The organism is Phreatobacter oligotrophus, assembly GCF_003046185.1.
Classification (GTDB): Bacteria; Pseudomonadota; Alphaproteobacteria; order Rhizobiales; family Phreatobacteraceae; genus Phreatobacter; species Phreatobacter oligotrophus.
This window is the reverse complement of sequence record NZ_PZZL01000004.1, coordinates 434,247-452,548: the sequence shown is the minus strand read 5'-3', so window position 1 is coordinate 452,548 and position 18,302 is coordinate 434,247. Positions and strand designations below refer to the sequence as shown.

Genomic DNA, 18,302 nt, shown 5'->3' with positions numbered 1-18,302 from the left:
CCGTTGCGTGACCCCTTTCCCGGATCATCCGAGCGCCGCCGTCGGCGCGGGCCTTCACGGGCCGCTTCGCGGCGTGTCGACGAAAGGACGAGTGAATCATGAGCGATGCCAAGAAGCGTCCGCCCCTCAACCCCGGCGAGGTGAAAACCTTCCCCGTTCTGCCGCTCCGCGACATCGTGGTCTTCCCCCACATGATCGTCCCGCTCTTCGTCGGCCGCGAGAAGTCCATCCGCGCGCTGGAAGAGGTCATGCGCGCCGAGACGCACATCCTGCTCGCCACCCAGAAGAAGGCGCAGGACGATGATCCGGAGCCGGACGCGATCTACGAGATCGGCACGCTCGCCTCGGTGCTGCAGCTCCTGAAGCTGCCCGACGGCACCGTGAAGGTGCTGGTCGAGGGCGTGTCGCGCGCCCGTATCGGCGCCTATTCCGGCCGCGAGGAGTTCTATGAGGCCGAGGCCAGCGCCGTTGCCGACGAGATCGGCGACAAGGTGCAGGTCCAGGCGCTTGCCCGCTCGGTGGTCACCGAGTTCGAAGGTTATGTGAAGCTCAACAAGAAGGTCTCGCCCGAGATCGTCTCGGTGGTCAGCCAGATCGAGGAGCCCTCGAAGCTCGCCGATACAGTGGCATCGCATCTGGCGGTGAAGATTTCCGACAAGCAGGCGGTGCTGGAGACGATCGACGTCGCCAAGCGCCTCGAGAAGGCGCTCGGCCTGATGGAGAGCGAGATCTCGGTGCTGCAGGTCGAGAAGAAGATCCGCACCCGCGTCAAGCGGCAGATGGAGAAGACCCAGCGCGAGTACTACCTCAACGAGCAGATGAAGGCGATCCAGAAGGAACTCGGCGACGAGGACGGACGGGACGAACTCGCCGAGCTCGAGGAGAAGATCAAGCGCACCAAGCTCTCGAAGGAGGCCCGCGACAAGGCCAATCACGAGCTGAAGAAGCTGCGCCAGATGTCGCCGATGTCGGCCGAGGCCACGGTGGTCCGCAACTATCTCGACTGGCTGCTGTCCCTGCCCTGGGGCAAGAAGTCGAAGATCAAGAAGGACCTGCCCGGCGCCCAGGCGATCCTCGATGCCGACCATTTCGGCCTCGGCAAGGTCAAGGACCGCATCGTCGAGTACCTGGCGGTGCAGCAGCGCGCCAACAAGCTCACCGGCCCGATCCTCTGCCTCGTCGGCCCGCCCGGCGTCGGCAAGACCTCGCTCGGCAAGTCCATCGCCAAGGCGACGGGGCGCGAGTTCGTGCGCATCTCGCTCGGCGGCGTGCGTGACGAGGCCGAGATCCGCGGCCACCGGCGCACCTATATCGGCTCCATGCCGGGTAAGATCATCCAGTCGATGAAGAAGGCGAAGACGGCCAACCCGCTCTTCCTGCTCGATGAGATCGACAAGATGGGCCAGGACTTCCGCGGCGATCCCTCCGCGGCGCTCCTCGAGGTGCTGGATCCCGAGCAGAACACGACGTTCAACGACCATTACCTCGAGGTCGATTTCGACCTGTCGAACGTGATGTTCGTGACGACGGCGAACACGCTCAACATCCCGCCGGCGCTGCTCGACCGCATGGAGACGATCCGCATCGCCGGCTACACCGAGGACGAGAAGCGCGAGATCGCCAAGAACCACCTGATCCCGAATGCCATTGCCAAGCATGGCCTGACGGCGAAGGACTGGTCGATCACCGACGAGGCGCTGATGCTGGTGGTCCGCCGCTACACGCGGGAGGCCGGCGTCCGCAACCTCGAGCGCGAGGTCTCCAACCTCGTCCGCAAGGGCGTGAAGGACCTGACGCTGACCAAGAAGAAGACCATCAAGGTGACCCCGAAGGTGGTCGAGGAATATCTCGGCGTGCCGCGCTATCGCTATGGCATGGCGGAGACCGAGGACCAGGTCGGCGCCGTCACGGGCCTCGCCTGGACCGAGGTCGGCGGCGAGCTGCTCACCATCGAGGCCGTCATGATGCCCGGCAAGGGCCGCATGACCGTCACCGGCAACCTCAAGGACGTGATGAAGGAATCGATCTCGGCCGCCGCCTCCTATGTGCGGTCGCGGGCCCTCGATTTCGGCATCAAGCCGCCGCTCTTCGACAAGCGCGACGTGCACGTTCACGTGCCGGAGGGCGCCACCCCGAAGGACGGTCCCTCCGCCGGCATCGCCATGGCCACCGCCATGGTGTCGGTGATGACCGGGATCCCGATCCGCAAGGACATCGCCATGACCGGCGAGGTCACCCTGCGCGGCCGGGTTCTGCCCATCGGCGGCCTGAAGGAGAAGCTGCTCGCGGCACTGCGCGGCGGCCTCAAGAAGGTCCTCATCCCCGAGGAGAACGCCAAGGACCTCGCGGAGATTCCGGACAACGTGAAGAACGGTCTGGAAATCGTGCCGGTCTCGCGGATGGACGAGGTGCTCAAGCACGCCCTCATCCGCCAGCCGGAACCGGTCCAGTGGGACGAGGAGGCCGAGCCTCTCGCCGCCCGCAGGGCCGACGAGGATCCGGCGGCCGTCGTCGCTCACTGACGCCTTTTTCTGGAACCATTCCAAACCCCGGGCCTTGTTGCCCGGGGTTTTCTGTTGAAAGGCCCCAAAATCGTCCACACCGGGCGCGCAAAGCCAGCATTTTCCTTGCTTTCGCGCTTGTGGCGCGGCAAACGAGACGCCCGTCGGCGACGGAATCGCGTATTCCCGGATCGGCGCAAACTGAAGGAGAACAGCCCGTGACCAAGAACGAACTGATCGCCGCGGTCGCCGAAGCCGCCAGCCTCACCAAGGCGCAGGCGGGTGCTGCAGTGGATGCCACGTTCGACGCGATCACCGCCACGCTGAAGGCCGGCGGCGACGTGAAGCTGGTCGGTTTCGGCGCCTTCTCGGTGACCAAGCGCGCTGCCCGCGAGGGCCGCGACCCGCGCACCGGCAAGCCCGTGCAGATCAAGGCCTCGAAGGCCCCGAAGTTTTCGGCCGGCAAGGGCCTGAAGGACGCCGTCAACTCCTGATTGGAGTGACGCTTTCATGCAAAGCGCCGTCGGACATGGGTCCGGCGGCGCTTTCGCTTTCACAGCACCGCCGCGTCCGACCCTTGTTTGACGGCCGATGGCGGTCTACATGCGGACACGGCGAGGGCGGTTAGCTCAGTTGGTAGAGCGCCTGCTTTACACGCAGGATGTCGGCGGTTCGAGCCCGTCACTGCCCACCATCGCCCGGCCTGCAGGCCCATCCGCCCCGCGCCTGCCGCATCCTTGCCCTGACACCGTATTTTTGCGCCTTTCGCCGATCGGCGGCCATGCTATGCGCGGCTGGGCCGGACGAGGCGAGGGGGTGGCGTGACGTGACGAGTTGGCTTGCCGAATTGCGCAGCGGGATCGCCCAGTTCGCGCCTTCGGTCTTCCCCTATCGCCGCTTCGCCCTCGCGCTGGCGCTCGGCATCATTGGCGGCGCGCTCTTCTACAAGCTCAGGCTGCCGCTGCCCTGGATGCTCGGGGCCATGACCTTCTGCACCATCGCCGCGCTCGTGCGGGTGCCGGTCGCCGCGCCCGGCGTCATCCGCTCGCCCATGTCGGCGATCATCGGCGTCATGCTGGGCTCCGGGTTCTCCCCCGCCATCATCGGCCAAGTGCCGCAATGGATCGTGCCGCTCGCCGGCCTCGTCCTGTTCATGACGGCCTGCGGCACCTCGGTCGTCTGGTACTATCGGCGCGTCGGCGGCTATGACCGCGTCACCGCCTTCTTCTGCGGCATGCCCGGCGGCCTCGTCGAGATGGTGATCTATGGCGAGGAGCGGGGAGGGGATGCCCGCATCATCGCCCTCGTCCATTCGGCGCGCATCCTCATGGTGGTGATGACGCTGCCCTTCATCATCCAGTTCACGCAAGGGATCCGCCTGGACCGGCCGGTGACGGGCGTGTCGATGTTCGATGCCCCGCTGGCGGCCGAGGCGCTGCTCGTCGTCTGCGGCTTCGCCGGGGCCTTCCTCGGGCATGTGCTGCGGCTGCCGGCCAAGACCCTGCTCGGCTGCATGATCGTCAGCGCGGCGATCCACGTCACCGGCCTGTCGGACTTCAAGCCGCCCTTCGAGATCGTCAATGCCGCCCAGCTGGTGCTCGGCGTCGCCGTCGGCTGCCGATTCGCCGGCACGGCGAGCCATGTGGTCTGGCGGGTCCTGGCGCTGTCGGTCGGCTCGACGCTCATCCTGATGGCCTGGATGACGGCCTTCGCGCTCGTCGTGTCGCAACTCTCAGGCTTTCCCGCGGTCACCCTGCTGCTCGCCTATTCACCCGGCGGCCTGACGGAGATGGCGCTCATCGCCGTCGCGCTTCATGCCGAGGTCGCTTTCGTCGCCGCCTTCCACATCATCCGCGTCTTCCTGACGATGATCGCGGCGCCCATGACCTTCGCCTGGCTGATGCCGGCACGGCCGCCCTCCTGAATGACGAACCGTCTGAACGACAAAGGCCCGCCGGTGGGCGGGCCTCGTCGTGTTCGGTCGCGTCGGGGCGTCAGGCGGCGCGGACCGCCGACAGGAAGGTCTCGATGGAGCGGGAGAGCGCCTGCGACTGCCCGGAGAGGCTGCGCGCCGCATCCAGCACCGCCGTCGCCGAAACATTGGTCTCTGCCGAGGCTTCCGTCACGCCGGTGATGTTGTCGACGACATGGGCCGTGCCGGTCGCGGCCGCCTGGACGTTCTGCGAGATCTCGCCGGTGGCCGAGCGCTGCTGCTCGATGGCGGCGGCTACCGCGGAGGCATAGCGCGCCACCTCCTGCATGGTCTCGGCGATGGCTTCGATCGAGGTGACCGCGGTCGCCGTCTCCTCCTGCACCGCGCCGATCTGGGCGGCGATCTCCTCCGTCGCCTTGGCGGTCTGGCCGGCCAGCGACTTCACCTCGGAGGCGACGACGGCGAAGCCGCGTCCGGCCTCGCCGGCACGAGCCGCCTCGATGGTTGCGTTGAGGGCGAGGAGGTTTGTCTGTTCGGCGATGGCGCGGATGAGGTTCAGGACCTCGCCAATGCGGCCGGCAGCGTCGGCGAGGACGCGGACACGCTGGCTCGCCCCTTGCGCCTCCGTGCTCGCGCGCTCGACCACGGTGTTGGTCTGGCCGATCTGGCTCGCGATCTCGTTGATCGAGGCGGAGAGTTCCTCTGAGGCGGCGGCCACCGACTGCACATTGTCGGAGGCCTGGCGCGAGGCGCCGGAGGCCTGGCCCGCCTGCTGCGAGGCGGCGGCGGCGATCCCGGTGAGGGTGCGGGCGGTCTCCTCCATGCGGCCGGCATTGTCGCCGACGCCGGCGAGAACCTCGCCGATCGACCCGGAGAAGTCGCGGATCAGCGCGTCGATGCGGGCCTGGCGTTCCTGGCGGGCGCGGGCCTCGGCCTCGGTCTCGCTTTCGAGGCGGGCGCGGGCGACGGCATTCTCGCGGAAGACCTCGACCGAGCGGGCCATGTCGCCGATCTCGTCCTGGCGGGCGGTCGAGGGAACCGCGACGTCATGGGTGCCGCTCGCCAGCGCGGTCATGGTGTCGTTGAGCTCACGGATGGGCTTGCCGAGGTGGCGGGTCAGCAGCATCGCGATCAGCGTGCCGGCGGCGGCGACAGCGATCAGCACGCCCAGCAGGATCAGCATGGCGGTGTTGCGGGCGCCGACGAAGGCGGTGGTGTCGACGGCGACCTCTAGCGTGCCGATGGGCTGGCCGGAGAAATTGCGCAGCGGGCCAGCGAGGACGGCGACAGGGCGCCCGCCGATGGTGGATTCGGCCCACTGGCTGGTGCGCTGCATGGCGCCCTGGTGGACAGCGACATCCAGCAGCGTCTTCTCGGCGAAGGTGGCGCCAAGCGAGTTCAGCTTGCCGTCCTGAACAAGGTGCATGGCGATATCGACCTTGAAGCGGCGCTTCAGGTCGTTGAGGAAGGGGACACCGAGCGCTGCGCCGACATCGGTCACGCCGACGATCTGGCCGCCGGCGCGCACCGGCGTCACGGCGAAGATCGAGACATTGTCGCGGCCGGGCTCGATGCCGGTCACCACCGAGCCGGAGGAGACGGCGCTGCGGATGGTGTTGCGGCGGGCGAGCACGTTGTCGCCGAAGGCATCCGGCGCATGCACGCGGGCGAAGGCGGTGCCATCAGCCCTCTGGAAGGAGATCAGGCCAAGGCCGAGGCCGGTGCGGAAGGGTTCGCCGAGGTCCTTCATCGCTGTCAGAAGAGCCTGGCGATCCCCGCTGGCGAAGGCTGCGGTGACGCGAGGGTCATTGGCGAGGGCGCGGGAGGCGGCCTCTGCGCGCTGCCCCTGTTCGGCCATCGCGGCGACCACGGCCTCGTAACGCTGCACCAGAGCCGATTCGATCGCCTGATCGGAGAGGGCGTCCTGCTGGAAGTAGCTGGCAGCGCCGACAACGCCTGCCGCCACGAGAGCCGTCGCGGTGACCGACAGGGTGAGTTTCGCGCCGATGCTGCGCAGCTGAAAGAGAGATTTGAAAGTCATTGAGCGTCATTCCCGTCCGGCGCATTGGCGCGCCTTGTATCCCGCCCCCAGTACACGCGTTGAGAGTTAACAAAGGCTGCAATGGCCCGTGCCTTATGGGCTTGGGGGCTATGCGGGAGAGGCTGGCATGGAGCCACCGGGGAGGGGTTTTGGACCATCTCCACAAAGCGCCTTGACAGGCCGGTGAGGGTCCCGTAATTCCCGCGGCCTCGACCGGCGCACGTCACAGCGCGCCGAGCAGCGCGCGGGCGTAGCTCAGTTGGTTAGAGTGCCGGCCTGTCACGCCGGAGGTCGCGGGTTCGAGCCCCGTCGCCCGCGCCATTCGCTCCGTCGGGAGCGCCCCTTCTCCACATCGCCATCAGCGTTGGGTCCCCTCGGGCCTTGCGTCTGCTCGCCATCAAGTCCCCGGGACTGGCTGTGGTTCGGGCTGCCCTTGCGTCAACAATGTCACACCACTGTGGATGACGCAGCGTCCTACGGTATTCAGATGACGTAAATCGGGCGCCATATGCAGCAACATTGCGTCACGTAACTATGCTGTGGGAATCCCATGGATTCTCAGGCATCCCTGTGGTGTATTGCCGGCCGCAACAGTGCTGTCGGCACCAATAAGAATACTCAGGGATGGGTGTATCATGCGTTTCGTCACCGCCTCTTCGGTCCTATGTTCCATGCTTGCCCTTGGGCAGGTCCAGGCCGCCGATCTCGGCATGCCGCGTTCACCGGTTGCCGCCACCGTCGTGGCCGAAGGCTTCTCCTGGACCGCGCTCTATGGCGGCCTGCATGCCGGCCACGGCTTCTCCAACACGACCATCTCGGTCCCTGGCTTCGCCAGCTTCTCTGGCGTCGGCGCCAATGGCTGGCTGATCGGCGGCAAGATCGGCGCAGATTGGCAGGTGGCCCAGCGCTTCGTCATCGGCGCGCTCATCGAGGGCGACCTGTCGCGGATCGACACGACCCTCGGTCTCCTCGGCCAGACCGCCAAGATTTCAGCCGACCGCCGCTGGGCGGTGAGGGGGCGTGCGGGCTACCTGCTGACGCCGGAGACGATGGTCTATGCGACCGCCGGCTGGAGCCAGGGCCATGCGAGCGTCTCCGTCGCGGGCAATTCGCTCGGCCTCACCACCAATGGCTGGCAGGTCGGCGGCGGCGTCGAGACGCGGATCGCCGGCAACTGGTTCGCCCATGCCGAATATGTCCACACCTTCACCAATGCCCTGAACCCCATTCCCGGCCTCTCGCTGCGCCCGCAGGTCGGCACGGCGCGGGCGGGCGTGACCTATCGCTTTGGTCTCGGCGGCTCGCAGCAGGCTGCCTTCGCGGCGCCGCGGCGGGGCAATTGGAGCGGTTTCCACATCGGCGTCCAGGGCGGCTACGCCCTCGCCAACACGACCCTGAGCGTGCCGGGCCTGTTCAGCCTGCGCGGCCTTGGCGCCCAGGGCCTCTTCGGGGGAATCCTCGCCGGCTATGACCACCAGTTCGCCGGCACCTCAGTGGTGCTCGGCGTCGAGGCCGATGCGAGCCTGTCGGCGGCGAAGACGTCGCTGAACACCGGCCTGTTCAACGCCTCGCTGGCTGGCGACTGGGATGTCGGCGTGCGGGCCCGCCTCGGCTACGTGCTTGGCGGCTCGGTCATGCCCTATGTCTCGGCCGGCTACGGCTTCACCCACGTGAAGCTGAGCTCGCCGGTGTTCAACGCCAGCGACGTCACCCACGGCTTCCAGCTCGGTGGCGGCGTCGAGACCCTGCTCACCCCGAACCTCAGCCTGCGCGCCGAATACATCCACAGCTTCGGCACGACGCGCGACGTCATCGCGCCGCTGCGCTACCGGGTGGAGAGCGGCCGGGCGCGGCTTGGCCTGTCCTGGAAGTTCGGTGGCGAGACGGCCGCCGTCGTCGCCCGCTACTGACGGGCACGGATGCGCGAAGGGGCTGTCCGCCAAAAGGCGGCAGCCGGCGAATCAGGCGCCAAACACCAGCAAAAGTCCTTATGTGATCGGGCGACGGCAGTGAATCTCCGTCGCCCGAACCCATTTTCATAACGTTTCCAGGGAATGCGACTCTCGAAGGTCTGCCCGCTGCTTGCACCGCAACAGGGGAGGGAGTAAGGCATCCTCGATGTCGGCTCCGGCGGGGACTCAAGGCCCGGGGTCGGCCACGAAGGAGGCCCTGCAATGCAGGCTGCGACCCACGCTCTCCTGAGCGACTATTTGCCGTTGGTGATCTTCATCGCCCTGGCCGGCGTCATCGGCATCGGTCTCCTCGTCGCGCCCTTCCTCGTCGCCTTCTCGCGGCCCGACACCGAGAAGCTGTCGGCCTATGAGTGCGGCTTCAACGCCTTCGACGATGCCCGCATGAAGTTCGACGTGCGGTTCTATCTCGTCGCGATCCTGTTCATCATCTTCGACCTCGAGGTCGCCTTCCTGTTCCCCTGGGCGGTGGCGTTCCGAGAGGTCGGTGTCTTCGGCTTCTGGTCCATGATGGCCTTCCTCGGCGTGCTGACGATCGGTTTCGTCTACGAATGGAAGAAGGGCGCCCTGGAGTGGGATTGAGGTTCTGACCATGGCCACCGCTCTCGATCGCGGCGATCCGCTCGTCGCTCCGGCCCCCAAGGGCCTCGTCGGTGCCGACGGCCGCCCGCTGGGCGCCGCCGATCCGTTCTTCACCGGCATCAACAACGAACTCGCCGACAAGGGCTTCATCGTCACGGCGACGGACGATCTCATCAACTGGGCGCGCACCGGCTCGCTGATGTGGATGACCTTCGGCCTCGCCTGCTGCGCGGTCGAGATGATGCAGCTCTCCATGCCGCGTTATGACGTCGAGCGCTTCGGCTTCGCCCCGCGCGCCTCGCCGCGCCAGTCCGACGTGATGATCGTCGCCGGCACGCTGACCAACAAGATGGCCCCGGCCCTGCGCAAGGTCTACGACCAGATGCCGGAGCCGCGCTACGTCATCTCCATGGGCTCCTGCGCCAATGGCGGCGGCTACTACCACTATTCCTATGCGGTGGTGCGCGGCTGCGACCGGGTGGTCCCGGTCGACATCTACGTGCCGGGCTGCCCGCCCACGGCCGAGGCGCTGCTCTACGGCGTGCTGCTGCTGCAGAAGAAGATCCGGCGCACCGGCACGATCGAGCGGTGAGGGGACATCATGTCGCTTGAAGAGCTCGGCGAAACGATCAAGGCGGCGCTGCCCGGCGCCGTCACCAGCGCGGCCGTCGCCTATGGCGAACTGACGCTGGAGGCGGAAGCGGGCGAGATCATCCGCATCCTCACGCACCTCAGGGATGATGCGGGCTGCCTGTTCCGCAACATCATCGACATCTGCGGCGTGGATTATCCGGGGCGCGCCAAGCGCTTCGACGTGGTCTACCACCTGATGTCGCCGAAGATGAACCGCCGCATCCGCATCAAGATCCAGACGGACGAGAAGACGCCGGTCGCCTCCGCCACTGATGTGTTCCCGGGCGCGCTGTGGTTCGAGCGCGAGACCTACGACCTCTACGGCGTGCTCTTCACCGGCCATCCCGACCTGCGCCGCCTGCTGACCGATTACGGTTTCGACGGCCATCCGCTGCGCAAGGACTTCCCGACCTCCGGTTTCGTCGAGGTCCGCTACGACGATGCCGAGAAGCGCGTCGTCTACGAGCCGGTGCGCCTGGCGCAGGAGTTCCGGCAGTTCGATTTCCTCTCCCCCTGGGAAGGCACGGACTACGTGCTGCCCGGTGACGAGAAAGCCAAGGCGAACTGACCATGGCCGAAGCCGAGATCCGCAATTTCACCTTCAACTGGGGCCCGCAGCATCCGGCGGCCCACGGCGTGCTCCGCCTCGTCATGGAACTCGACGGCGAGGTGGTCGAGCGCTGCGATCCGCATATCGGCCTCCTGCATCGCGGCACCGAGAAGCTGATCGAGACCAAGACCTATCTCCAGGCGATCCCCTATTTCGACCGGCTCGACTATGTCGCGCCGATGAACCAGGAGCACGCCTTCTGCCTCGCCGCCGAGCGCCTGCTCGGCATCGAGGTGCCGCGCCGCGGCCAGCTCATTCGCGTGCTCTACTGCGAGATCGGCCGCATCCTCTCCCACCTCCTCAACGTGACGACCCAGGCCATGGACGTCGGCGCGCTGACCCCGCCGCTGTGGGGGTTCGAGGAGCGCGAGAAGCTGATGATGTTCTATGAGCGCGCCTCGGGCTCGCGCATGCACGCGGCCTATTTCCGCGTCGGCGGCGTCCACCAGGACCTGCCGCCCGAGCTCATCAACGACATCGAGGCCTGGTGCGACCCCTTCCTCAAGGTAGTCGACGACCTCGACGCGCTGCTGACCCCGAACCGCATCTTCAAGCAGCGCAACGTCGATATCGGCGTCGTCACCCTGGACGAGTGCTGGGCCTGGGGCTTCTCGGGCGTGATGGTGCGCGGCTCCGGCGCGCCGTGGGACCTGCGCAAGTCGCAGCCCTACGAGTGCTATGCCGAGCTCGATTTCGACATTCCGATCGGCAAGAACGGGGACTGCTACGACCGCTATCTCATCCGCATGGAGGAGATGCGCCAGTCCGTGAAGATCATGCGGCAGTGCTGCAAGCTGCTGCGCGAGACGCCGGGTCCGGTCTCGACCAAGGACAACAAGGTGGTGCCGCCGAAGCGGGGCGAGATGAAGCGCTCGATGGAGGCGCTCATCCACCACTTCAAGCTCTACACGGAAGGCTTCCACGTGCCGGCCGGCGAGGTCTATGCGGCTGTCGAGGCGCCGAAGGGCGAGTTCGGCGTCTATCTCGTCGCCGACGGCACCAACAAGCCCTATCGCTGCAAGATCCGCGCTCCAGGCTTCGCGCATCTCCAGGCCATGGACTTCCTGTGCAAGGGCCACATGCTGGCGGACGTCTCCGCCATCCTCGGCTCCATCGACATCGTGTTCGGAGAGGTTGACCGGTGAGCGTTCGCAGACTGGCGCCAGACGAGGTCCAGCCGGCCTCCTTCGCCTTCACGGCCGAGAACCTGGCCTGGGCGCAGCAGACCATCGCCAAGTACCCGGCGGAGCGAAAAGCTTCGGCCGTGATCCCGCTCCTGTGGCGGGCGCAGGAGCAGCATGCCTACTGGCTGCCCAAGGCGGCCATCGAGTACATCGCCGACATGCTGGACATGCCCTACATCCGGGTGTTCGAGGTCGCGACCTTCTACACGATGTTCCAGCTGCAACCCGTTGGGAAGAAGGCGCATATCCAGGTTTGCGGCACCACGCCCTGCATGCTCCGCGGCGCCGAGGCGCTCATCAAGGTCTGCAAGAGCCGCATCCATCACGAGCCCTTCCATCTCTCCGAGGATGGCGACTTCTCGTGGGAAGAGGTCGAATGCGCCGGCGCCTGCGTGAATGCGCCGATGATCCAGGTCTTCTCCGACACCTATGAGGATCTGACGCCGGAATCGCTGGAGAAGATCCTCGACGCATTCGCCCGTGGCGAGACGCCGCCGCCCGGCCCCCAGAACGGCCGGCATGGCTCCGAGCCCGAGGGCGGGGCGCTGACCCTGCGCGACCTGCCGTTCAATGCCGCCGGCCCCGCCGGCACGGCTTTGGCCGAGAAGCCCAAGGCGGCGCCGGCTCCGGCCCCCGTCGAGGCCGGACCCTCCGCCGAGGCCCTTGCCCTGGCCGCCAAGGAAGAGGCCGAGATCAAGGCGAAACTCGCGACGCTCGCCGCCGACGCGACGCCTGAGCAGAAGGCCGATGCGGTCGGCACCCGTCCGCAGGGCCTCGCCAGCGCCCGCGCGAACGCCGCCGACAAGCTGCAGCGCATCAAGGGCATCGGCCCGGTGAACGAGGGCAAGCTCCACGCCCTCGGCATCTTCCATTTCGACCAGATCGCCGCATGGACGCGCGAGGAAATCCGCTGGGTGGGCACCTATCTCGCCTTCCCCGGCCGGATCGACCGCGAGGAATGGACGGCGCAGGCGAAGTCACTGGCGGCCGGTGGGCCGTCGGCCAAGGAGTGATCTGATGCTCGCCGACAAGGACCGCATCTTCACCAACATCTACGGCTTCCACGACAAGAGCCTGAAAGGCGCCATGGCGCGCGGGCACTGGGACGGGACCAAAGGCTTCATCGACCAAGGCCGCGACTGGATCATCCAACAGATCAAGGATTCGGGGCTGCGCGGCCGCGGCGGCGCCGGCTTCCCGACCGGCCTGAAATGGTCGTTCATGCCGAAGCAGTCGGACGGCCGTCCGCACTACCTCGTCGTCAATGCCGACGAGTCGGAGCCGGGCACCTGCAAGGATCGCGAGATCCTGCGCAACGACCCGCACACCCTCGTCGAGGGCTGCCTGATCGCCGGCTGCGCCATGGGCGCGCATGTCGGCTACATCTATGTGCGCGGCGAGTTCATCCGCGAGCGCGAGGCGCTGCAGCGCGCCATCGACGAGTGCTATGACGCCGGCCTGCTCGGCAAGGGCAACAAGAACGGCTGGGACTTCGACCTCTACGTCCACCACGGCGCCGGCGCCTATATCTGCGGCGAGGAGACGGCGCTGCTCGAAAGCCTCGAGGGCAAGAAGGGCCAGCCGCGGCTGAAGCCGCCGTTCCCGGCGAACATGGGCCTCTATGGCTGCCCGACGACGGTCAACAACGTCGAGTCGATCGCGGTGACGCCGACCATCCTGCGGCGCGGCGCCGCCTGGTTCTCGTCCTTCGGCAAGCCCAACAATGTCGGCACCAAGCTCTTCTGCGTCTCCGGCCATGTGAACAAGCCGGCGACCTTCGAGGAGGCCATGTCGGTGCCGTTCTCCGAGCTCGTCGAGAAGCATTGCGGTGGCATCCGCGGCGGCAAGGACAACCTCCTTGCCGTGATCCCCGGCGGCTCCTCGGTGCCGCTGGTGCCGGCCGAGCAGATCTGGGACGCGGCGATGGATTTCGACACGCTGCGCGGCCTGAAGTCCGGCCTCGGCACGGCGGCCGTCATCGTCCTCGACAAGTCGACGGACGTGGTGAAGGCCATCACCCGCATTTCCTACTTCTACAAGCACGAGAGCTGCGGCCAGTGCACGCCGTGCCGCGAGGGCACGGGGTGGATGTGGCGCGTGCTGTCGCGCATGTCGGAGGGCCGCGCCCAGAAGAAGGAGATCGACATGCTCCTCGAAGTGGCGGGGCAGGTGGAAGGCCACACGATCTGCGCGCTCGGCGATGCCGCGGCCTGGCCGGTCCAGGGTCTCATCCGGCACTTCCGTCATGAGATCGAGAAGAAGATCGACGCCTATTCGGCCAACCCGCACGGCGAGCCCGTGCGCATCGCGGCGGAGTGACACCATGACCCGGTCCGGCCTCCTCGTCCTCGCAGGTCTTGCCCTCGGTGGCTGCGTCACGGCGGCGCCGCCACCCCAGCCCACCGGCACGGCGGAGCTGCGGGTGACGATCAACACGTCGCCGGACTATGTCCGCCAGGCCATCATCGCCCGCGCCGCCGCCCGCGGCACGGCCGGCACCTCGCCCAATGCCCGCACCATCGTGCTGGAGCGCGAGATCCCCGAGACCACCCCGGCGCTCGCCGCCGTCTGCGGTCCGCACAAGCCGGGTCGCCGGGTGCAGGTGGTGCTGACCACCGACCGCGCCGGCCCGCGCACCGTCGTCACCGAGCGTCGCTTCCTGCTCGACCGCGGCGGCCCGCGCTGCCCGGTGCTGCTCACCCCCGATGACGTCGCCGCCGGCAATCGCTCGCTCGCCGAGCTGAAGGCCCAGGCCGAGACGCAGCTGGCGGGTCGCTGACGCCATGACCTTCCGCCCCGCCCATCGCTGTGACGCTCCGGCTGCCCCTGGCGGCCGGCTGGCGTACGGCCGGGCGGACAAGCTTCACACCCAGACCCGGGGACCCCGTCCGGACAAGGCCCAGTGCATCGTCGCAACCATGATGGAGGGCCGGCCATGAGCGCTGCCGCCAAGGATGTGAGTGCATCGCAGGACAAGGCCGGGCTGGAGGCTCTCGCCGGGCCTGCCATGGCGGCCATGGTTCTGCCGACGACGGTGATGATGAGCGGCTTCGTCGCGGCCTGGGGCCTTGGCATGGCCTTCGCCCGGGCCTTCTCGGTCTCGGCCAACGAAGCCGTGGCCGGTGCGGCCCGCACCAAGGCTCCGGCGCCGCGCCTCGTCGTGTCCAATCCGGAGCCGGTCGAGGCGGCGAAGCCCGCCCCCGCGAAGCCGACCGGCATTCCGCCGAAGCCGTCCACCCCCGGCGGTTCCCCGCCGAAGCCGAAATCGGCCAAGGCCGTGTCGCCGAAGGATGTCGCGCCGCTGCCGAAGGCTGGCGCCGTGAAGCCGCCCGTCGACGAGAAGCCTGTGGTGGCCGCGCCGAAGCCCGCGTCCAAGGCTGCGACGCCCAAGGTCGCGACGTCCAAGGCGGTGACAACCGAGACGGCCACCGCGCCGGCCGCGAAGGCGAAAAGCCCCGCGGCTTCAAAGGTCAAGGCCTCGGCTCCCGCCGCGAAGACGACGAAAGTTGTCCCCAGCGCGGCCAAACCGATGACAATCAAGAGCACGTCGACGGCCAAGGGCATTTCCCTGCCCAAGCTGTCGATCCAGGACAAGCCGGACGGCAAGACCGGCAAGGACTGACCCATTCCGCCGGGCCCTTGGGTCCGGCGGCCGAACCCCAGGCGGCGCGAGCCGCCGCGAGACGATGCCGGGGCGCCCCAAGGGGCTGTTCCGGCGAAGACCGGATGGAATGAGCCGATGGCGAAGGTGATCGTCGACGGGCAGGAGATCGAGGTACCGGCCGAGTACACGCTGATGCAGGCGTGCGAGGCGGCGGGCGCCGAGATTCCGCGCTTCTGCTACCACGAGCGGCTGTCGATCGCCGGCAATTGCCGCATGTGCCTCGTCGAGGTGAAGGGCTCGCCGAAGCCGATCGCCTCTTGCGCCCAGAACGTCCGTGACCTGCGTCCCGGCCCGAATGGCGAGCCGCCGGTCATCAACACCAAGACGCCGCTGGTGAAGAAGGCGCGCGAGGGTGTGATGGAGTTCCTGCTCATCAACCACCCGCTGGATTGCCCGATCTGCGACCAGGGCGGCGAGTGCGACCTGCAGGACCAGGCCATGGCCTATGGCGTCGACAAGTCGCGCTATGCCGAGAACAAGCGCGCGGTCGAGGACAAGTATATCGGCCCGCTGGTGAAGACCGTGATGACGCGCTGCATCCACTGCACGCGCTGCGTCCGCTTCACCACTGAGGTCGCCGGCATTTCCGAGCTCGGCCTCATCGGCCGCGGCGAGGATGCCGAGATCACCACCTATCTCGAGCAGGCCATGACCTCGGAGCTGCAGGGCAACGTGGTCGACCTCTGCCCGGTCGGCGCGCTGACCTCCAAGCCCTTCGCCTTCAACGCCCGGCCCTGGGAACTGCTGAAGACCGAATCCACCGACATGATGGACGCGGTCGGCTCGGCGATCCGCGTCGACACCCGCGGCCGCGAGGTCATGCGCGTGCTTCCCCGCCTCAACGAGGCGGTCAACGAGGAGTGGATCTCCGACAAGACCCGCCACGTCGCCGATGGCCTGCGCACCCAGCGCCTCGACCAGCCCTATATCCGCGAGAATGGCCGCCTCAAGCCCGCCACCTGGCCCGAGGCCTTCAATGCCATCGCCGCCAAGGTGAAGGCGACGGCCCCGGCCAAGATCGGCGCCATCGCCGGCGATCTCGCCACGCTCGAGGAAATGTACGCGCTGAAGGGCCTCGTCACCGCCCTCGGCTCCACGAGCATCGACGGACGGCAGGATGGGGCGAAGCTCGATCCGGCGCTCGGCCGCTCTTCCTACCTCTTCAATCCCGGCATCGCCGCCATCGAGGAGGCCGATGCCATCCTTCTCGTCGGCACCAATCCCCGCCGCGAGGCGCCGATCGTCAATGCGCGCATCCGCAAGCGCTGGCGCATGGGCGGCCTCAAGATCGGCGTCATCGGCGAGGTCGTCGACCTCACCTACACCTATGACTATCTCGGCGCCGGTCCGGAGACGCTCTCAGACGTCGTCGCCGGCAAGCATTCCTTCGCCGAGGTGCTGAAGGGCGCCAAGAAGCCGCTGGTCATCGTTGGGCAGGGGGCTCTGACCCGTGCCGACGGCGCGGCCATCCTGTCGCTCGCCGCCCATGCCGCGACCGCCTTCGGCGGCATCGCCGAGGGCTGGAACGGCTTTGCCGTGCTGCACACCGCCGCCTCCCGCGTCGGCGCGCTCGATCTTGGCCTCGTGCCGGGCGAGGGCGGCCTCGATGCCGCGGCCATGGCGGCCGGCGGCGTGGACGTGCTGTTCAGCCTCGGCGCCGACGAGATCGCCATCTCGGACGGTCCCTTCGTCGTCTACATCGGCACCCATGGCGACCGCGGCGCGCACCGCGCCGACGTCATCCTGCCGGCCGCGACCTACACCGAGAAGGCCGGCCTCACCGCCAACACGGAAGGCCGCATCCAGGTGGTCAACCGCGCCGGCTTCCCGCCGGGCGATGCCAAGGAGGACTGGGCCATCCTGCGCGCCCTGTCCGACGTGCTCGGCGTCAAGCTGCCCTATGACTCGCTCGCCCAGCTGCGCGCCGCCATGGCCAAGGACTTCCCCCACACGCTGCGTGTCGGCTCCCTGCCGGCGGCGGATAGCGCGGCCATCGGCGCGCTGGCGGCCCGCGGCGGCAAGGTGGAGGCGCAGCCCTTCACCTCGGCAATCGCGGATTTCTACATGACCAACCCGATCGCCCGTGCCTCGGCGACGCTGGCCGAATGCTCGGCCATCGCCAAGGGCGCGCATCAGCAGGCGGCGGAGTAAGGCACGGCCATGACCGAATTCTGGACCTTCATCTGGCCGCTCATCATCATCGCCATCCAGAGCCTGGCTCTGATGATGGGCCTCCTTGTCTTCGTCGCCTTCATCCTGCTCGCCGATCGCAAGATCTGGGCGGCGGTGCAGCTGCGCCGCGGCCCGAACGTCGTCGGACCCTTCGGCCTGCTGCAGAGCTTCGCCGACCTCCTGAAGTTCGTCTTCAAGGAGCCGGTGGTGCCGGCCGGCGCCAACAAGGGCGTCTTCCTGCTCGCCCCCTTCGTCTCGGTGATCCTGGCGCTTGCCGCCTGGGCGGTCATCCCGATCGCCGATGGCTGGGCGGTGGCCGACCTCAATGTCGGCATCCTCTTCATCTTCGCGGTGTCGTCGCTGGGCGTCTATGGCGTGATCATGGGCGGCTGGGCGTCGAACTCGAAGTACCCGTTCCTCGGCGCCCTGCGCTCGGCGGCGCAGATGGTGTCCTATGAGGTCTCCATCGGCTTCGTCATCATCTGCGTGCTGCTCTGCGTCGGCTCGCTGAACCTCTCCGACATTGTCAAGGCGCAGGACAAGGGCATCGGCCTGTTCGGCTGGTTCTGGCTGCCGCTGTTCCCGGTCTTCGTCATCTTCTTCATCTCGGCGCTCGCCGAGACGAACCGTCCGCCCTTCGACCTCCCGGAAGCGGAGTCGGAGCTCGTGGCCGGCTTCATGGTGGAGTATTCCTCCACCCCCTACATGATGTTCATGCTGGCCGAGTACGTGGCGATCATGACCATGTGCTCGCTCACCGTGATCCTGTTCCTCGGGGGCTGGCTGCCGCCGTTCCCCTTCGCGCCCTTCACCTGGGTGCCGGGCGTGATCTGGTTCGTGCTCAAGGTCAGCCTCGTCTTCTTCATGTTCGCGATGGTGAAGGCCTTCGTGCCCCGCTACCGCTACGACCAGCTCATGCGGCTGGGCTGGAAGGTGTTCCTGCCGATCTCGCTGGTGATGGTCGTGGTGGTCGCGAGCGTGCTGCAGCTCACCGGCTGGGCGCCGTAAGGGG

Annotated in this window: 15 protein-coding genes and 2 tRNA genes; 16 read left to right on the top strand and 1 reads right to left on the bottom strand. The window is 67.6% G+C overall.

The annotated features are described in order from the left end of the window. Positions 1-98 precede the first annotated feature (98 nt). The 4 genes from lon to C8P69_RS11915 all read left to right on the top strand — a co-directional run bounded on the left by lon (position 99) and on the right by C8P69_RS11915 (position 4,425). The gene (gene lon, locus C8P69_RS11930) at positions 99-2,522 is read left to right on the top strand and encodes an endopeptidase La (protein WP_108177350.1); all 2,424 of its coding nucleotides are present in this window, start codon (positions 99-101) and stop codon (positions 2,520-2,522) included. Positions 2,523-2,683: 161 nt separating this feature from the next. Continuing rightward, positions 2,684-2,995, top strand: a complete 312-nt coding sequence (locus tag C8P69_RS11925; RefSeq protein ID WP_170118223.1) for an HU family DNA-binding protein — start codon at positions 2,684-2,686, stop codon at positions 2,993-2,995. 124 nt (positions 2,996-3,119) lie between these two features. Then, positions 3,120-3,195 (top strand) — tRNA-Val (locus tag C8P69_RS11920). Between the two features lie 132 nt (positions 3,196-3,327). Further along, positions 3,328-4,425 (top strand): AbrB family transcriptional regulator, encoded by a 1,098-nt coding sequence (locus C8P69_RS11915; RefSeq protein WP_245902003.1) that lies wholly within the window; start codon positions 3,328-3,330, stop codon positions 4,423-4,425. 70 nt (positions 4,426-4,495) lie between these two features. Here the strand turns inward: C8P69_RS11915 and C8P69_RS11910 are convergent, their stop codons facing one another. Then, entirely contained in the window at positions 4,496-6,475 is a 1,980-nt protein-coding gene (locus C8P69_RS11910) for a methyl-accepting chemotaxis protein (RefSeq protein ID WP_108177344.1), read from the bottom strand. 244 nt (positions 6,476-6,719) lie between these two features. Between C8P69_RS11910 and C8P69_RS11905 the strand changes: the two genes are divergently transcribed. From C8P69_RS11905 to nuoH, 12 genes are all read left to right on the top strand, one after another. After that, positions 6,720-6,796 (top strand) — tRNA-Asp (locus C8P69_RS11905). Between the two features lie 350 nt (positions 6,797-7,146). Further along, on the top strand, positions 7,147-8,385 hold the full coding sequence (locus tag C8P69_RS11900; RefSeq protein WP_170118219.1) for an outer membrane protein: 1,239 nt from the start codon (positions 7,147-7,149) through the stop codon (positions 8,383-8,385). Positions 8,386-8,649: 264 nt separating this feature from the next. After that, positions 8,650-9,027 (top strand): NADH-quinone oxidoreductase subunit A, encoded by a 378-nt coding sequence (locus C8P69_RS11895; RefSeq protein WP_108177340.1) that lies wholly within the window; start codon positions 8,650-8,652, stop codon positions 9,025-9,027. Positions 9,028-9,037: 10 nt separating this feature from the next. Further along, complete coding sequence (locus tag C8P69_RS11890; RefSeq protein WP_108177338.1) at positions 9,038-9,619, top strand: NuoB/complex I 20 kDa subunit family protein; 582 nt, start codon at positions 9,038-9,040, stop codon at positions 9,617-9,619. A 9-nt stretch (positions 9,620-9,628) separates the two neighbouring features. Beyond that, positions 9,629-10,228 carry an NADH-quinone oxidoreductase subunit C gene (locus C8P69_RS11885; protein WP_108177336.1) on the top strand — a complete coding sequence of 200 codons (600 nt, stop codon included), beginning with the start codon at positions 9,629-9,631 and terminating at the stop codon, positions 10,226-10,228. A 2-nt stretch (positions 10,229-10,230) separates the two neighbouring features. Further along, positions 10,231-11,415 carry an NADH-quinone oxidoreductase subunit D gene (locus C8P69_RS11880; RefSeq protein WP_108177334.1) on the top strand — a complete coding sequence of 395 codons (1,185 nt, stop codon included), beginning with the start codon at positions 10,231-10,233 and terminating at the stop codon, positions 11,413-11,415. Then, complete coding sequence (nuoE, locus tag C8P69_RS11875) at positions 11,412-12,467, top strand: NADH-quinone oxidoreductase subunit NuoE (protein WP_108177332.1); 1,056 nt, start codon at positions 11,412-11,414, stop codon at positions 12,465-12,467. Before C8P69_RS11880 ends, nuoE begins: the two co-directional genes overlap by 4 nt. A gap of 4 nt (positions 12,468-12,471) precedes the next feature. After that, positions 12,472-13,773 carry an NADH-quinone oxidoreductase subunit NuoF gene (gene nuoF / locus C8P69_RS11870; RefSeq protein ID WP_108177330.1) on the top strand — a complete coding sequence of 434 codons (1,302 nt, stop codon included), beginning with the start codon at positions 12,472-12,474 and terminating at the stop codon, positions 13,771-13,773. A gap of 4 nt (positions 13,774-13,777) precedes the next feature. Next, the gene (locus tag C8P69_RS11865) at positions 13,778-14,233 is read left to right on the top strand and encodes a hypothetical protein (protein WP_108177328.1); all 456 of its coding nucleotides are present in this window, start codon (positions 13,778-13,780) and stop codon (positions 14,231-14,233) included. A 156-nt stretch (positions 14,234-14,389) separates the two neighbouring features. Beyond that, a complete protein-coding gene (locus C8P69_RS11860; RefSeq protein ID WP_108177326.1) occupies positions 14,390-15,076 on the top strand; it encodes a hypothetical protein in 687 nt (228 codons plus the stop codon). A 117-nt stretch (positions 15,077-15,193) separates the two neighbouring features. Continuing rightward, entirely contained in the window at positions 15,194-17,269 is a 2,076-nt protein-coding gene (nuoG, locus tag C8P69_RS11855) for an NADH-quinone oxidoreductase subunit NuoG (RefSeq protein WP_108177324.1), read from the top strand. A 9-nt stretch (positions 17,270-17,278) separates the two neighbouring features. Continuing rightward, complete coding sequence (nuoH, locus tag C8P69_RS11850) at positions 17,279-18,298, top strand: NADH-quinone oxidoreductase subunit NuoH (RefSeq protein ID WP_108177322.1); 1,020 nt, start codon at positions 17,279-17,281, stop codon at positions 18,296-18,298. Positions 18,299-18,302: the final 4 nt, after the last annotated feature.

Bases quoted from the DNA above. Each gene is read 5' to 3' on its own strand.
- C8P69_RS11885 (WP_108177336.1), top strand. From the start codon at position 9,629: ATGTCGCTTGAAGAGCTCGGCGAAACGATCAAGGCGGCGCTGCCCGGC.
- C8P69_RS11910 (WP_108177344.1), bottom strand. From the start codon at position 6,475: ATGACTTTCAAATCTCTCTTTCAGCTGCGCAGCATCGGCGCGAAACTC.
- nuoG (WP_108177324.1), top strand. From the start codon at position 15,194: ATGGCGAAGGTGATCGTCGACGGGCAGGAGATCGAGGTACCGGCCGAG.
- nuoF (WP_108177330.1), top strand. From the start codon at position 12,472: ATGCTCGCCGACAAGGACCGCATCTTCACCAACATCTACGGCTTCCAC.
- C8P69_RS11880 (WP_108177334.1), top strand. From the start codon at position 10,231: ATGGCCGAAGCCGAGATCCGCAATTTCACCTTCAACTGGGGCCCGCAG.
- C8P69_RS11860 (WP_108177326.1), top strand. From the start codon at position 14,390: ATGAGCGCTGCCGCCAAGGATGTGAGTGCATCGCAGGACAAGGCCGGG.
- C8P69_RS11895 (WP_108177340.1), top strand. From the start codon at position 8,650: ATGCAGGCTGCGACCCACGCTCTCCTGAGCGACTATTTGCCGTTGGTG.
- C8P69_RS11900 (WP_170118219.1), top strand. From the start codon at position 7,147: ATGCTTGCCCTTGGGCAGGTCCAGGCCGCCGATCTCGGCATGCCGCGT.
- C8P69_RS11865 (WP_108177328.1), top strand. From the start codon at position 13,778: ATGACCCGGTCCGGCCTCCTCGTCCTCGCAGGTCTTGCCCTCGGTGGC.
- C8P69_RS11890 (WP_108177338.1), top strand. From the start codon at position 9,038: ATGGCCACCGCTCTCGATCGCGGCGATCCGCTCGTCGCTCCGGCCCCC.
- nuoH (WP_108177322.1), top strand. From the start codon at position 17,279: ATGACCGAATTCTGGACCTTCATCTGGCCGCTCATCATCATCGCCATC.
- lon (WP_108177350.1), top strand. From the start codon at position 99: ATGAGCGATGCCAAGAAGCGTCCGCCCCTCAACCCCGGCGAGGTGAAA.